The organism is Allomuricauda sp. MMSF_3307 (assembly GCF_030733585.1).
Taxonomy (GTDB): domain Bacteria; phylum Bacteroidota; class Bacteroidia; order Flavobacteriales; family Flavobacteriaceae; genus Flagellimonas.
The window spans coordinates 838,003-852,747 of sequence record NZ_JASHIQ010000002.1 but is presented as its reverse complement, the minus strand read 5'-3'; the positions used below and the strand labels follow the sequence as shown (position 1 = coordinate 852,747).

9 protein-coding genes are annotated in these 14,745 nt (G+C 44.4%); 2 read left to right on the top strand and 7 right to left on the bottom strand.

The features are described 5' to 3' along the window. Positions 1–95 precede the first annotated feature (95 nt). Positions 96–1,187 (bottom strand): acyltransferase family protein, encoded by a 1,092-nt coding sequence (locus RBB12_RS08245; RefSeq protein ID WP_306014136.1) that lies wholly within the window; start codon positions 1,185–1,187, stop codon positions 96–98. 22 nt (positions 1,188–1,209) lie between these two features. Further along, complete coding sequence (locus RBB12_RS08240; protein WP_306014137.1) at positions 1,210–1,797, bottom strand: ankyrin repeat domain-containing protein; 588 nt, start codon at positions 1,795–1,797, stop codon at positions 1,210–1,212. Positions 1,798–1,923: 126 nt separating this feature from the next. Between RBB12_RS08240 and RBB12_RS08235 the strand changes: the two genes are divergently transcribed. Then, positions 1,924–4,083: a helix-turn-helix domain-containing protein gene (locus RBB12_RS08235; protein ID WP_306014138.1), complete on the top strand. Its 2,160-nt coding sequence runs from the start codon at positions 1,924–1,926 to the stop codon at positions 4,081–4,083. A 95-nt stretch (positions 4,084–4,178) separates the two neighbouring features. Here RBB12_RS08235 and RBB12_RS08230 read toward each other — a convergent pair whose 3' ends face one another. The 4 genes from RBB12_RS08230 to RBB12_RS08215 form a co-directional block, all read right to left on the bottom strand. After that, a complete protein-coding gene (locus RBB12_RS08230; protein ID WP_306014139.1) occupies positions 4,179–5,237 on the bottom strand; it encodes a hypothetical protein in 1,059 nt (352 codons plus the stop codon). 164 nt (positions 5,238–5,401) lie between these two features. Continuing rightward, positions 5,402–6,250 (bottom strand): MORN repeat-containing protein, encoded by an 849-nt coding sequence (locus RBB12_RS08225; protein ID WP_306014140.1) that lies wholly within the window; start codon positions 6,248–6,250, stop codon positions 5,402–5,404. A 32-nt stretch (positions 6,251–6,282) separates the two neighbouring features. After that, entirely contained in the window at positions 6,283–7,116 is an 834-nt protein-coding gene (locus tag RBB12_RS08220) for a DUF2490 domain-containing protein (protein WP_306014141.1), read from the bottom strand. A gap of 2 nt (positions 7,117–7,118) precedes the next feature. Then, a complete protein-coding gene (locus RBB12_RS08215; protein ID WP_306014142.1) occupies positions 7,119–9,050 on the bottom strand; it encodes a hypothetical protein in 1,932 nt (643 codons plus the stop codon). A 241-nt stretch (positions 9,051–9,291) separates the two neighbouring features. Between RBB12_RS08215 and RBB12_RS08210 the strand changes: the two genes are divergently transcribed. Then, on the top strand, positions 9,292–12,684 hold the full coding sequence (locus RBB12_RS08210; protein WP_306014143.1) for an amidohydrolase family protein: 3,393 nt from the start codon (positions 9,292–9,294) through the stop codon (positions 12,682–12,684). Between the two features lie 103 nt (positions 12,685–12,787). Here RBB12_RS08210 and RBB12_RS08205 read toward each other — a convergent pair whose 3' ends face one another. Beyond that, on the bottom strand, positions 12,788–14,479 hold the full coding sequence (locus RBB12_RS08205; protein WP_306014144.1) for a leucine-rich repeat domain-containing protein: 1,692 nt from the start codon (positions 14,477–14,479) through the stop codon (positions 12,788–12,790). Between the last annotated feature and the right edge of the window lie 266 nt (positions 14,480–14,745).

The window sequence follows — 14,745 nt, the reverse complement described above, 5'->3', positions numbered from 1 at the left end:
TTTTAAAATCAAAACGTTGCAAATATACAGGGTATAAAATGGTTAAACGAAGGACTGGCGCATTGGTTTTCCAAAAAGGAGGTTAAAATCGGCCCTTAGCCCTCATTTATCATCATTTTGGATGCTATCTTAGGGACTTGCCTTCCTTTCAGTCCAAATAATGGCCGTAAGAACCCTATTCTTCGGATGACAAACTCATACAGGATGTAGCAGATTCCAAAAGTGAGTACGGTAATGGCCACAAATTGTACGATTGGATGCATCTCCATAGGCAAAATCAACCAAGCCGCCCCATACATTACAAACATATGGATGATATAAAAGGGATACGCTGCTTGACTCAAATAGACCAATAAGGCACTTGGTTTATTCAGATAACGATAACCAAGACCGAACACCCCAAATATCCAGCAATTGGATTCCAATGCCATCAGATATCCCGGAGCTTCCAATTGAAACTCCACATATCTCACCAGGTATAATGCTGCGGCCAAAGCGATGTAGGCCCATCTCCATTTTTTTACGGTTTCCCAAAATCCACGTCCGCTGTAAACGAACAGATAACCAAAAAAGAAGGCCAAAGCTCCGAGCGCAAATCCATGCCATGTTTCCGCATACAGGGAGTAGACCTGCGGTTTGACCCAAATGGCCTCGAGCATAAAAAAAAGGGAAACCAACAGGGGTCCACCGGGATGGGACATCATTCGATCCAAAAATCGGTGGAATCTACCTTCTATGTTACCTTTCAACAAATAGAAAACGGGCAAAAACATCAGCACGTAAACAAAAATATTGCCCAAAAACCATAGGTGGCCCATATGTGGATAATATCCCAAAGGCAGTTTGTAGAACTTCTGGAAGAGGAACATATGTAAGGGAGCAATAGCTACAATACCAAAAAGCAACGGCAACAAAATCCTTCTGGTCCGCTCCCCTATCAACTGTTTCCAGTTCCGTTTTCGCATGGCGAAATAGAGTCCCATGCCCGATACGAAGAATAGGATAGGAATACGCCAAACATTGAGCATGGTCATCGGGGTCCACAAACTTTCCAAAGATCGCTCGCTTCGTACAAAGCCTACGAACATGGCCCAAGGCTGAAATATAATGGCAATGTGATAGATCAATAGCAAGGCAATTGTGATTACCCGCAACCAATCAATATCGTGTCTACGTGCTGTTTTCATGACTTATCGTTTTTTTGATGGATTATTGAAGCATTACGGCGATGGTGGGACGGGTGGCTTCGACTTCTTCCAGGTCCAACTGAAGGCCAATAGGTCCCAATTGTTGCTGCATCATTTCATAGATGGGCTTCACCTCGGCAAAAGAACCCACAATAGTTTCTCGAGGGGTGGCCCCATAATTGTTCTTCAAATTCTTGTCGGCACCTGCATCCAACAACATTTGGACCGCTTCCACTTTACAAAAGAAGGCAGCTACGTGCAGTGCCGTGGAACCGTCATTGTTTTTGATGGATAAATCAGCTCCGGCATCGATCAGACTTTTCGCGATATCCTTTTTGTCAAAAGTGATTGCGGTAATCAATGGGGTCGACCCGCTAAGTGGGTCCTTTTCATTGATGTCGGTTCCTGCCTCGATATGCTGTCTCACGGCTTCCAAATCGCCAGTAACCACAGCCGCCGACAATGGTGTTTTGGGAGTCTTTACTTGGGTTTTCACGGAACTCTGTTGTTCCGGTTTGTTTTTTTGCTGTCCGCAGGCAGATAAACTTATCGATACAATAAGTAGTGCATACATTAGATGTTTCATGGAATTGTTTTTAAGGTTTTTCATTACTTTTCGTTTTAAGTGTTGAACAATAATTTTTACATCACAAAGATTCCCCAAAGCCTGATGCAGTACCAATCACCTATGCTGCGATATATGTAACTGCTGCTCGGTCCATAAAAAATATGGCGCATGGATATAAACTATGCGGCAAAAGCGGCATTTTTCCCATGGGGAGGAAACGTTTATATTTGTACAGACCGCGCAGCTATCAATCTGCAAACCAAAATGCTAGACAAACCCAAAGGGCAGAAATTTACCGATGAGGCCAAGGCCATCATACTCGAGCATTTGAGCGATGAGCACTTTGGTGTTTCGGAATTGGCCAAAGCCATGCACATGAGCCGTTCCAGTTTGCTGCGGAAATGCAAAAAACAGACCCAGTTATCGGCCAGCCAGTTTATTCGAAAAATCAGACTGGAAGAGGCGATGGGATTGCTCCAAGAAACCGACCAGACGGTTTCCGAGATTTCATATCAAGTAGGTTTTGGAAGTGTCTCCTATTTCATCAAGTGTTTTCGGGAACAGTACGGTCATCCCCCGGGCGAAGTTGGCAAACAGGGATTTCAGGACGCAGGGACCGAAATAGCCGCTCCCTCCTTTTTTAGAAGATATCGTTGGGCTCTCCTTGCCATGGCACTTGTAATCGGTGGCGGTCTTATTTGGTTACTACTTCCCTCCTCTTCTTCCCAAAAAAGGGTGGAAACAATTTCGCTCGAAAAGTCCATTGCCGTACTTCCATTTAAAAATGAGAGCAGTGATTCCACCAACCTTTATTTTGTCAATGGTTTGATGGAATCCTCTTTGGGCAATCTTCAAAAAATTGAGGATTTACGGGTCATTAGCCGTACATCAGTGGAAAAATACCGGAATACCAATCAGAACATTGGAGAAATCGCCGCTGAGCTTAACGTGAACTATATTGTGGAAGGTAGTGGTCAGAAGATAGGCGACCAAGTCATGCTCAACATCCAATTGATCGATGCGGTAACCGACACACAGGTTTGGGGCGAACAATATACCCATCAATTGGTGGATATTTTCGCAATACAAAATGAAGTGGCCAAAAAAATAGCAGATGCCATCAAAGCGCAAGTAACACCTTCGGAGTTGGAGCAGATTGACAAAAAACCTACGAAGAACTTGGTGGCTTACGATTATTACCTAAAGGCACAAGAGCCGTTTAACAGAGGAACCGTAGAAGGTCTTCTGGAGGCCATTCCCCTATTTGAAAAAGCCGTTGAAGAGGACCCTAAATTTGCCTTGGTTTATGCAGATTTGGCCATAGCTTATTACTATCTCGACCTGTATAAAAAACAAAAACAATATACAGAGACCATTAATAATTATGCGGACAAGGCCCTGCTACATGATTCCAAACTAACAGAAAGCTTAATTGCAAAGGCGTTGTATTATATGCACATTGGGGATTATCGGTTGGCGGTCCCACATTTGGAAAAAGCTTTGGAATACAACCCCAATGCTTCAGGTGTAATCAATATTTTATCTTCCATTTACTCCAATGCCCTCCCCAATACCGGAAAATATTTGGAATATGCCCTAAAGGGCATTCAGTTGGATGTCTCGGAAAACAATATTACGCAAAGCTATACCTATCTCCACCTGAGTAATGCACTTGCTCAATCCGGGTTTACGGATGAAGCATTGTTATACATCAACAAGTCGCTCGAAACCAATCCAGACAATGAATACGCTCCCTATTTAAAGGCGTATATCCGATATGCCAAAAACAAGGACATCAAACAAACATTGAACAGTTTGAAGCGTGAACTGAGGAAGGACACCACCCGACTCGACATTTTGCAGGAAGTAGCCAAGTTGCACTATTTTCAAAAAGAATATGATAGTGCCTATCAGTATTATAAATCGTTCAACGACATCAGGAAATCAATGGGGTTGGGCGTATATCCGCAAGAGGACATAAAAATAGGCTACACGTACGAAAAAATGGGGCTTCAGGAGGAAGCGGACCAGCTGTTTGCAGCTTATGCCGACTATTGCGAACATGATCAGTCCATCTATCAACCAGCCAGCATGGCGGTACTTTATGCCTACGAAGGCAAATTGGACGAAGGCATTGCCCAATTGGAAGCTTTTGCAGCCAAAGACCACTTTCAGTATTGGATTGTGCTGTTCATGGGATTAGACCCCGTATTCCAAAAACTTGAAACACACCCCGGCTATGAAACGGTGATGCAGAAAATAGCCGATCGTTTTTGGGAAAACCATGACCGTTTGGAAAAAACTCTGGAAGCCAAAGGATTACTCTAGCCATAGGCCGTTGCTGCAGAAAATTTTTAGTCCATGAACAAAAAAAAGCCTGCTCCCCAAGGAAGTAGGCCTATTATTTTTGAAAGAGCGTGATTTTATTTTTTATCGGTATTGATAAAGCCTATGGGCATCAACAATTCTTCCATAGCGGCAATGTTCAATCCTTCTGCTGTACCGGCCTCTTCCAAAGTGCTCAAATTAACACCCGGTGTGCCTCGTGGTAAATCATACGACTCTCCTACGCTGGCTGCTCCGTAGCCCAAATCGGACATGGAACCTGCGGTTATTCTACTCAATGGGTTTTCGCCCAAATTCAAAAAGCCGGTCATTAGCTCATTGTTCAAAGTAGACTCTTGCCAGTGGCCAAAAGCAGTACCTGGTCCAAACATGCTCTCAATGGGTAGCTCTCCCGTACCTCCTTCGGCATTCCAAAATACATTGGCCTTGCGTCCTCCAAAATAGGGATTGGTTGTTCCGCCCAAAAGTAGATTACGCTCAAAATTGGGTCTGGATATATTCCATAATGTACCTATTCCCAAAACGTGCCCCATTTCGTGTACGATCACATCTTCGAAGAGACCGAGACTTTCCAAGAAGGCTAAATCGTCCACATCAAAGAACATGATGCCCGAAATGGTCAAGTAATCGCTGGTGCGTACAAAACGTGGCCCTGCTTGTCCCAAAATTCCGCCCGGGCCATCGATGGGCGCCAAAGCGACTTCTATTACCACATCGTCCAAGGTTCCTTCAGAAGCTGGAGGAAACCCCTCAAATGCGGATGGGATGGTCCCTGTAATGGAGGGAACATCTTTGATAATGATACGCTCCCAACGGGCAGCGGCATCATTGAATACCTGTTCCTGCCGTTCTGTGGGCGGCAATAAAAAATTAAGGGTAATGTTAAAACGGCCTCGATCGTTGCCAGCGGCATTTGTTGCACGGGCGGTAAGCAGGTCATCGCCCACGATCAAATCATCAAGCATGATCATTTTGTCGCCATGATCCACCAATGATAATGAGCTTGTCTCCGTTTCCAAAATGGCATTGGCATCATCTTGGGTAATTGTTTCGTCCGAACAAGAGGTAAATGCAATTGCGCCGAGCACGGCTGCCATCCAAAGGGAATGGCGTCGAGTTCTTGTGAGGTTTTTCATAATCGTGTTCTCAATTTTTAAGTTAATGTAGTTTAAACCAATAACTGGTTTCCCCTAAATTTAACAAAATCTTTCAGATATCACTATGCATTTCACAAAACCTCGATATAATGCATATTACGATGGAAGATGGGCAATATGTGGGTCAAGAGTGATTTAGCCTCCTATTTTTCGTTGACCTCAACCAGTTTGTCATCGCTCCATTCGCCACCGGCCACAATTTCGCCTTCGGCATCATAGAATTTCCCGGTACCGCTGCGCTTATCATCTTTCCACTGCCCGGTATATTTTTCACCATTGGGCCAGTAATACGTGCCATAACCGCTGCGTTTATCGTTTTGATAAGTGCCCACATAGTATTCCCCATCAGGCCAATAAAAGGTACCTTCGCCATGGCGCTGATTGTTTTCCCATTCCCCTTCGTACCGGCTGCCCGTTTCCAGCAAGGCAACGCCAAATCCATGGGCTTTTCCATTCTTAACCTGACCAATGTAGTGCAACTGGTTTCCTTTTTGGCTGGTAAAGGTCAAATATTCCCCATAGGATTTTTGCTGAAGCTGCTTTTTCAACCGTGCCAACTGCACTTTTGTTTTTTCCAACGAAAAATTAAGGGAATCGTATTTTCTGATGGCCGTCTCTTCGGACCAACGGGAAACAGGTAAAGAATCCTGCCTTTTCGTTTCGTCTACTACGGCCGTGTTTAAACTTATATCCTTGTTCCGTAGTTTTTCCGCCAGGGCAATGCGCAACGGAATTACCATATTGTTTTCCTTGCCCGCGGTTTGCAAGTTGGTTTGATAGGATGCAATGGCTCCATCGTAATCGCCTTCCAATAAAAGTGAATCTATCTTGGCCAATTGCTCATGTGACTCCAGCTTTTTGGTCAATGTTTGATTCTGCTCCTTCGTGAGGGCAAGTTCTTTTTTTAATTTGAGGGATTTGGCAACGAAGAAAATCGTTCCGACCGCTAAGACTGCCAATAATATGAAGAATGTGTATTTTTTAAGTTTCATTTTCAATCACATGGTTCGTTAATAGGTACGTATCAATCTGTTAAATGGACGTCGGGCAGTTTGTTTTTCACCTTCCTAAAGTCTGGGGAAAAGTACATGTGGAAGCGCAGTGTCCAACCCTGCTGGTAAAATCCGCCATTAAGCCTTTCCTGGCCTTGGGAGTACATCACCCCTGCGGCAAAGGTCAATCTGGGGGTTACGATATACCCAAGCGTAGTGGTCAAACGTAAATCCTCCATGGGGCTAGCCACTACCTCCTTACCGCTTTGCATAATCAACTCGGCCTCTGGGGAAACATACCATGTTTTGGGCTGTAATTTGGTATCGTTCAAAGGTATCTTGGCGCGGAACATATACCGCCAACGGTTTCTGAAAATATACTCGCTGTTCTCGGCAAAGTCTTGGGTCCATCGGTGTTCTATCCGTATCCGGTGATAGAGCATGGCCGAGTAAAAGGGCATGGCAAATTGGTACTGGTGCCAAATCCGCCATTCAGGGACTACATTTCGGTCTTCCGAATCCTCGTCGGTGTTAAAATTGATTCGCACTACTCCACCCAATCGAACATCGGTCTTCTTGTTGAAGATGTAACCAATGGCGTGCCTATTGTAGATTTGACCCACTTGCCCAAAAAACGCAGTGTTTTTGGTTTCCTCAAGCCTCAAATGCGTCTGTGCGTCCCAAAAGAAACGCTTTCCAATCCTAATATTACCGTAGGTATTGAACCACACCTTGGTTTTGGGTTCCTTATACTGGGAGGTTTCCGGTAACACCTGCGGGTCTTCTTGTTGGGCATGGCCAATGGCACCAACCAAAAATATGCATACCACCATGACTCTCAAAAGGCTCTTTTCAACTACTGCCATGCCTATTGGTTTTTGGGGGTTGATGTCACCTGTAAAAGTTGTAGCACTTCCATAGGGCGCTTCTCCCTTCGCAGTTTACGTTCCAGTTTTCGGGTGTCCTTGTTCCGCAAGCCAAGAATGGTTTTATGGGTCTGAATGATTTGTTCGTTCAATGCCTTTACATTTCCACACTCCAAGGATGATGTGGCTTTCAGGAAATAGGGTATCAGCACCTCCTCGTAGCTCTCGGTGATTCGTTTTTTGACCTGTTCTGCCATTACATTGGCCATAAAGGGGTTCCAAACAGCATTGGTATATTCCTTTTTGATGGTTTCCTGCTGCTGGGGTATATTTTTCAAGCTTTGGGCCAGGTCGGTCAGCTCCATCAAACAGGTTTTGATGCTCTTACCGTACGTCAACTTCTCGTTGGGGTTCTTCATATCGGCATAGGTAGTCAATGAGCTATCCGCCAATTGTTGCAGATGGGCAAGTGCGTTTTTGTAATCGTTGGCGAGTCCGTCAACAGAGTCCACCTCACGCTCCAACAAATTGTTCAATTGAATAAGCTCCTCTTCGAGACCATTGAGCATTTGCAGTTGTTCCTCATTGGTCAATCTGGATGCCAAAGAACCTTTTATGTACTCCAAGCTCATTCGTGCGTAGGTACCCAATGCGGCCACGGAAAGCAAATCGTTGCCTTCATATCCAAACTCTTCCGAACTGGGAAGTCTAAAACTCCGTAATGCGCCAGCTTCGTTGGCCGCTACCGTAATTTCGGTCCCGGGTTTTCCATTGGGCCACAACCGTTGCAGCATTACAGGAATTTCCTGATAGGCCACAATGTCATTTTCTTGGTAACTGACCAATGCCTTTAAGGGCTCCAGAAAATCCGTACTGATTTTTTGGGCCACATTGTAGTAGAAATAAGCTTCGGGGTCGGTCCGTTTGACGATATTCAAATGGCTGTTTCGCAAAATGGTCCGGCTCAAATTGGCAGCGACTTGGTAATCCGAAGCAATCTGCTCCAAGGTCTTTGTTTGAAGGGAATCCAGCGGATAAAATGGGACTTTTACTTTGGCTTCCATTTGAAAACCATCAGACCCCAATTGCCGCAGTACATTATCAATTTTTTGGTAATATCGAAGATTTTGGGCCAGTATGCTGGCGATACCACTTTCCACTTCTTGCTCTTGTAAAACAGCCTCCAGGAGCGCGATATAGCCCCTATGCAAAGGGATGGTTTTGTAATTAGGCGCGTTGGTGTCAAAAACCTGAATTTCCTTGGAAACTTGGTCGGTGGTCAACCGAATGTTGCGCAGCAATCCGTCATCAAAAAACCAATCCTCCATATCCTCCACGCGCTCGGTGCCGTAGTAGGACCATTCATCGTGGGCCAAGCCATCACGTAAAAACCTTCCCACCAAGACACTGCTGTCGTTTTCTATCTGAAAATTTTGTTGGGGAACGCCCTTATCGTATGTGATATCGCTTTTAAATAGAATTTGCTGTATTTCGGAGTCCTTGATCTGGTTGATGGTGTAGGTCCAGTTTCCATCTGGCTTTCCCTCCGAGAGTCGCCCCTCCCCTTTTTCTTGGGTCCCGCTCACCAAAACACGGTATTCGTAGCCCACTACCTGACTTTGACTATTGGTTTGATACTCCCCAAACTCAAATTGCCACGGACCATTGGCAATGCCTTGGTCAAAGGCACCGGAAATGCGAAAGGAAGCATCCTCGTTTTCTACCAAGGTCTCCAAGTTGGATTGTTGCCATAAAAAATCACCATTATAAATGGTGTCCAAATCCGATATGATGTACTGATAAACGGCCTGACCGGAATAATCACCCACTTGAAGTGGACCTTCATAGGTTTTTGGGTCTTGCCCAAAAGACGGCAGCACAACTGCCAACACTAAAAAAACCGAGAAAAGCCATTGTTTACAAGGCTGGAACATGAGGTTGATATTTATAGCTATGTACGAGCCAATCCCCCTTTGCGGACTATAAAACCCCTTGTTTTATGGAATTTGTTTTGATTTGCTTCTTTCATTTGGAGGTTTTCAACATTGGGCTGCCTCAGTTTGTAATACTGCAAGTGTTCACCAATAAAACGCAAGAATTCCTTATCCAAAAAAACAGAAGCCATATCCCGATTTTTCATACCTTGTTAGCTACTGTCAAGCATAAACTAACAATATGAAAAAAAATCAGTATCTTTGGGCTCTGGCCCTATGTATGGGGCTCTCGTCCCTCAATGCACAGAATGGGGAAAAAGAGACCGACACTACCAAAAAAGCGACCAAAGAACTGCCCTTGGAGCCGGAACGCAGCATCTCCTTTACCACCAAGGAAGGGACATGGCTATCTCTTGATGTAAGCCCCGATGGAAAGACCATTATATTTGATATGATGGGCGACCTCTACACGATTCCCATCCAAGGCGGCAAGGCCACCCAAGTTACGGAGGGAATGGCGTATGATGTCCATCCCAGGTTCAGTCCCGATGGAAAATCCATCGTCTTTATTTCCGATAAAAGCGGTTCCGACAATATTTGGACCATGGAATTGGCTTCCGAAGAAACCAAACAGATTACAAAGGACGACAATCAGAACTTCTTTTCGGCCGATTGGAGTCCTGATGGGGAATACATTGTTGGTGCCCGTGGCCGGAGGAACATCAAACTGCACCTGTACCATAAAGATGGTGGCGGCGGCGCCCAATTGATCGATGAACCTGAAAACCTTAAGACCATTGACCCCGAATTCGCACCCGACGGAAAGCTGATTTATTTTTCCCGAAGAATGCGTGCTTGGAACTACAACGCGCAGTTGCCACAATACCAATTGGGAACGTACGACATGGAAGATGGCGATTTGGCGACCGTTACCTCCCGCTACGGCTCCGCGTTTACTCCTACCCTTTCGCCCAACGGGAAATGGTTGGTGTACGGTAGCCGTTTTGAAACCGAAACCGGATTGGTGCTACGTAATCTGGAAAACGGGGACGAACGTTGGTTGGCCTATCCGGTACAACGTGATGAGCAGGAATCCATTGCCCCTTTGGGCGTGTTGCCGGGGATGGCCTTTACGCCCGACAGTAAAAATCTAGTGACCAGTTACGGTGGAAAAATCTACAGTATCGACATTGCCTCCAATTCCGCTTCCGAAATACCGTTTGAAGTGGATGTGAACCTGGAACTGGGACCACAGCTCAAGTTTAAATATCCCATCAAGGATACACCAGAAGCCTTAGTCACCCAAATCCGTGATGGTGTGCCTTCCCCAGATGGAAATCGGTTGGCCTTTACCGCATTGAACAGGCTCTATGTAATGGATTTGCCCAATGGAACCCCAAAAAGGCTCACCAAAAACGATTTTACCGAAGCCCAACCTGCTTGGTCACCCGATGGCAAAAGTATCGTATTTGCCACTTGGGAGACGAATGGCGGACATTTGTACAAAGTCAGTGCCAACGGACGTGGCGGTGTTCAAAAATTGACGGATGAGGCTGCCATTTATAGCAGTCCAGCATGGTCGTACAGCAGCAATAGGATTGTTTTCCTAAAAGGTCCGGCACAGGTGTACCGTGATGCCATCGGTCCAAGGGCCAGCGGTGCGGAAGAGGATTTGGCGTGGATTCCCGCTGAGGGCGGAAAAATTACTGTCATCGACAAGGCGGAAGGACGTTCCGGCCCACACTTCACCAAAGTGGATGACCGCATTTACCTGAGCAAGAATAAATCTTTGCTGTCCATTCGTTGGGACGGTACCGACCAAAAGGAGCATTTGAAATTGAGCGGCATCACCACCTTTGGTTCTTCTTCCTTTGGGTTCCACGATCACAACGGAGGTCACAATATCCTGCCCGGTTCGGAACAGTATCAGGCCCCAGAGGATAAATCGTCCGCACCTTCAGAAATCAAAATATCGCCTGACGGAACTACGGCACTGGCCAAAATCAACAATGATATTTACACCGTGACCCTTCCCAAATTCGGGCAGACCCCGAAAATATCGGTGGCCGATGCCGATAAAGCGGCCTTCCCTGCCAAAAAACTAACGGTAATGGGCGGTGAGTTTCCCGCGTGGCGAAGCGATAGTAAAAATGTGCACTGGTCGCTCGGAGCCAGTCATTTTATCTACAATATTCCAGCGGCAGAAGCCTATGCAGATAGTGTGGCCTTGGCCAAAAAAGAAGCGGAAGAGCTAAAAGACAAGCAAAAGGAGGAAGACAAGGATAAGGAAGAGGATAAAAAGGACAAGGAAGAGGACAAGGTCTTTGAAGCGGATGAAATCAAGGTAAAGGTCAATTATACCAAGGATATTCCCGAAGGCAGTGTGTTGCTCAAAGGTGCCAGGATCATTACCATGAAAGGTGACCAGGTCATCGAGAATGGCGATATCCTGATCGTGAACAACCGCATCAAAGGCGTTGGGGCCTCAGGTAGTTTGGAAGTGCCCAAAGGCACCGTGGAAATCGATGCCAGCGGCAAGACGATTACCCCTGGCTTTGTGGATACCCACGCCCATATGTGGCCCAATTGGGGCATCCATAAAAACCAGATCTGGATCTATTCCGCGAACCTCGCCTATGGCGTCACCACAACGCGCGACCCACAAACGGCAACCACCGATGTGCTCACCTATGCCGATATGGTAGATGCCGGAATGATGCACGGGCCCCGTGTGTACAGCACTGGTCCCGGTGTTGGCTACTGGTCGTACAAACTCAAATCGTTGGAGCACGCCAAAGATGTGCTCAAACAGTACAGCGAGTATTACAACACCAAGAGCATCAAAATGTATCTGGTAGGGAATCGCCAAATGCGCCAATGGGTAATCATGGCGGCCAAGGAACTGGAATTGATGCCAACCACCGAAGGTGGATTGGACTTTAAACTCAACATGACCCAGTTGTTAGACGGCTACCCGGGGCACGAGCACTCCTTCCCCATTTATCCCATTTATAAGGATGTGGTGCAATCCGTTGCAGTATCCAAAATGGCAGTGACCCCTACCCTTTTGGTGTCCTACGGCGGACCTTGGGCGGAAAACTACTACTATGCTACCGAGGATGTATACCACGACCAAAAGCTGCAGTATTTTACGCCTTACGAAGAGTTGGCGCAGAAATCGCGCAGAAGGGCCGCCTGGTTTATGCCCGAAGAGCACGTATTCCAAAAGCACGCCGAGTTTATGAAGGATTTGGTAGAAGCTGATGGTATTGGCGGCGTAGGAAGCCATGGCCAGTTGCAAGGATTGGGCTACCACTGGGAACTGTGGTCGGTAGCCAGCGGAGGCATGAAGAATATCGACGCCTTAAAAACCGCCACGATTTTGGGCGCCGAAGCCCTTGGTTTGGACGGAGATTTGGGCAGTATTGAGGAAGGCAAATTGGCCGATATCCTGATTATGGACCAAAATCCGTTGGAAGATATCCGCAACACCAATACCTTGACCCATGTGGTCAAAAATGGAGGAGTGTACGATGCCGAGACCTTGAATGAAGTGGCCCCTGTGGAAAAAGCAGCGAAGCCGTTTCCTTGGCAGACCCAAAAACCGGAAGGTGTACCCGGAATGAAACAGTAAGACTGGACTTATATAAAAAGTAAAAGGCGTACCATTGAGTGCGCCTTTTTTATACTATGACTTGACCTAAACCTTTGTCATCTTGGATTAATCAGCCTAACTATTAACCGTTATTAAAAAACCAATCATAATCCAGAGCTAATTCATTGATTTTAGCAATAGTAGTTTGGTCAATCAAATCCGTACCTGGATTGTTTTGAAAATCGATATATCCCATGTTAATTGAGTTTGAAACGGCATTATCATAAATACCGGAAATTATCAAATCCAATTGGGCTGCACTCAATTGATTACTGCCAACATACAAATGGGATACCAAGGGATTGTTGGATAAATCCAGAATAGTTAAATTATTATTGTGAATTGATAACCTTTCGAAACTACTATGTAAACTTAAGTCTATATTATCCAACAAATTATCACCTATATACAAATCCCTTAGTCTCAGATTTGAAGAAAGATCAATCGAGCTTATTTGATTTTCATATAAATCTATACGTTCTAATTCTATATTATTGGAAAGATCTATTTGAGTGAGGTTATTTGCCCCAACATTGATTTCAAATAAACTTAGGTTTTGGGAAAGATCAATACTGGACAGTAAATTATTGCTCAAATCAAATCGCTGGAGGTCCTGATTATTAGTAAAATCTACATTGGTTAAAACATTCCCTCTTGCTAGCAATACACTTAATTTTGAGTTATTGGAAACATCCAAATTGGAAATTTGATTTCCTTCCATCCACAAAAATTCCAAATCAGGATTCTGGGAAACATCTATCGCCGTTAGCTGATTATACCTTGCATAAAGCTTTTTTAATTTTTGATTTTTTGTGAGATCTAAATCAATAATTTGATTGTACCCTAAACTTAGATATTCCAAATCAATATTACTGGATGTATCCAAAGTTGATAATTTACCCAAATGAAATTCTATTGTCGACAACAAAATCAAATTTCCAATATTCGCCGATACAAGATTACTTTGATAACCATGTTCAGGAACGTTATTTCGAAACTCTAACTCTTCAATAGCCTCAATGGCCCCGATAACCTTTATTTCATAAATACCATTATCTTCAAAATCATGGGACAGTTCATTATTTATGTTCAGGTCACTTAGGGTTGAAACATACTCATCAACAGTACCGTCCCCCCAATCAACCTTATAAGTTGAGCCAGTTAGTGACTTTAGAACAATTGTTTTGGTTGTTAGATTTTCCGTATCATCAACTGTTAGTGTAAAGAAATCATCAGATTCGGGGAAAGCGAGGTCATCGTCCTCATATCCAAATTGCACCCAAGAATAGCCGGCTGCCTCAATATTTTCGACAGGTGTATTCTTTGAATTAGCTTCTTGTACAGGGAAATTAAATGGAAGCGATGTACTGGTAAACTGAGATAATGCGGAGGTGGCTTTTGGCACCAAGGAAATGACAAAATCATCAGAATCTATGACTATGAACTCAGTTAATTTATATGTTCCGGGATCCAGCATTATCTCTTCCGTAACATAATCAACACCATTATCTATTACACTAAGTTTTTTTCTATTTAAAATAGTAGCACCATTGCTGGTTTCCACACTAACAAAAACATTGGCTGGAATAAATTCTTTAGCCGTTAGGCCTGAAGTGCTTTTAGCAGTTATCTCCTTATTGCTAATACTAAAGGATTGTGCTCCCTGCTCAATTGCATCGGGTGTTTCAGGAATATTGGTGGAATTTGGTTCTTCACTTTTGGTACAGGATATCAACAAAGTGAACAACACAAGTAGGTAAGAAGCGTTTTTCATAAAATGATGCAATGTTTGGTGGAATCACAGCTAACTATGCCGTGCATTGAAGTATGGAGTTAATTTAATTTTTATGTGCGTTATAAAAGTAAGATTTTTTTTAAACTAAAGATTTTAATTTACTACGAATGGTATCATATTATAGATAAATCAGTCTTCAAGGCATCTAAATACTTCTGGTAAATTTCATTTAAGTATTCCTTGTAAATATCATTGTATTTATATCCAATGGTTTCTTGAGCTTTTGTCAAATTACACTTTGCGTT

What these genes read in the sequence shown, in the direction of transcription:
- RBB12_RS08245 (WP_306014136.1), bottom strand. Translation starts at nt 1,187, where the DNA reads ATGAAAACAGCACGTAGACACGATATTGATTGGTTGCGGGTAATCACA.
- RBB12_RS08240 (WP_306014137.1), bottom strand. Translation starts at nt 1,797, where the DNA reads ATGAAAAACCTTAAAAACAATTCCATGAAACATCTAATGTATGCACTA.
- RBB12_RS08235 (WP_306014138.1), top strand. Translation starts at nt 1,924, where the DNA reads ATGGATATAAACTATGCGGCAAAAGCGGCATTTTTCCCATGGGGAGGA.
- RBB12_RS08230 (WP_306014139.1), bottom strand. Translation starts at nt 5,237, where the DNA reads ATGAAAAACCTCACAAGAACTCGACGCCATTCCCTTTGGATGGCAGCC.
- RBB12_RS08225 (WP_306014140.1), bottom strand. Translation starts at nt 6,250, where the DNA reads ATGAAACTTAAAAAATACACATTCTTCATATTATTGGCAGTCTTAGCG.
- RBB12_RS08220 (WP_306014141.1), bottom strand. Translation starts at nt 7,116, where the DNA reads ATGGCAGTAGTTGAAAAGAGCCTTTTGAGAGTCATGGTGGTATGCATA.
- RBB12_RS08215 (WP_306014142.1), bottom strand. Translation starts at nt 9,050, where the DNA reads ATGTTCCAGCCTTGTAAACAATGGCTTTTCTCGGTTTTTTTAGTGTTG.
- RBB12_RS08210 (WP_306014143.1), top strand. Translation starts at nt 9,292, where the DNA reads ATGAAAAAAAATCAGTATCTTTGGGCTCTGGCCCTATGTATGGGGCTC.
- RBB12_RS08205 (WP_306014144.1), bottom strand. Translation starts at nt 14,479, where the DNA reads ATGAAAAACGCTTCTTACCTACTTGTGTTGTTCACTTTGTTGATATCC.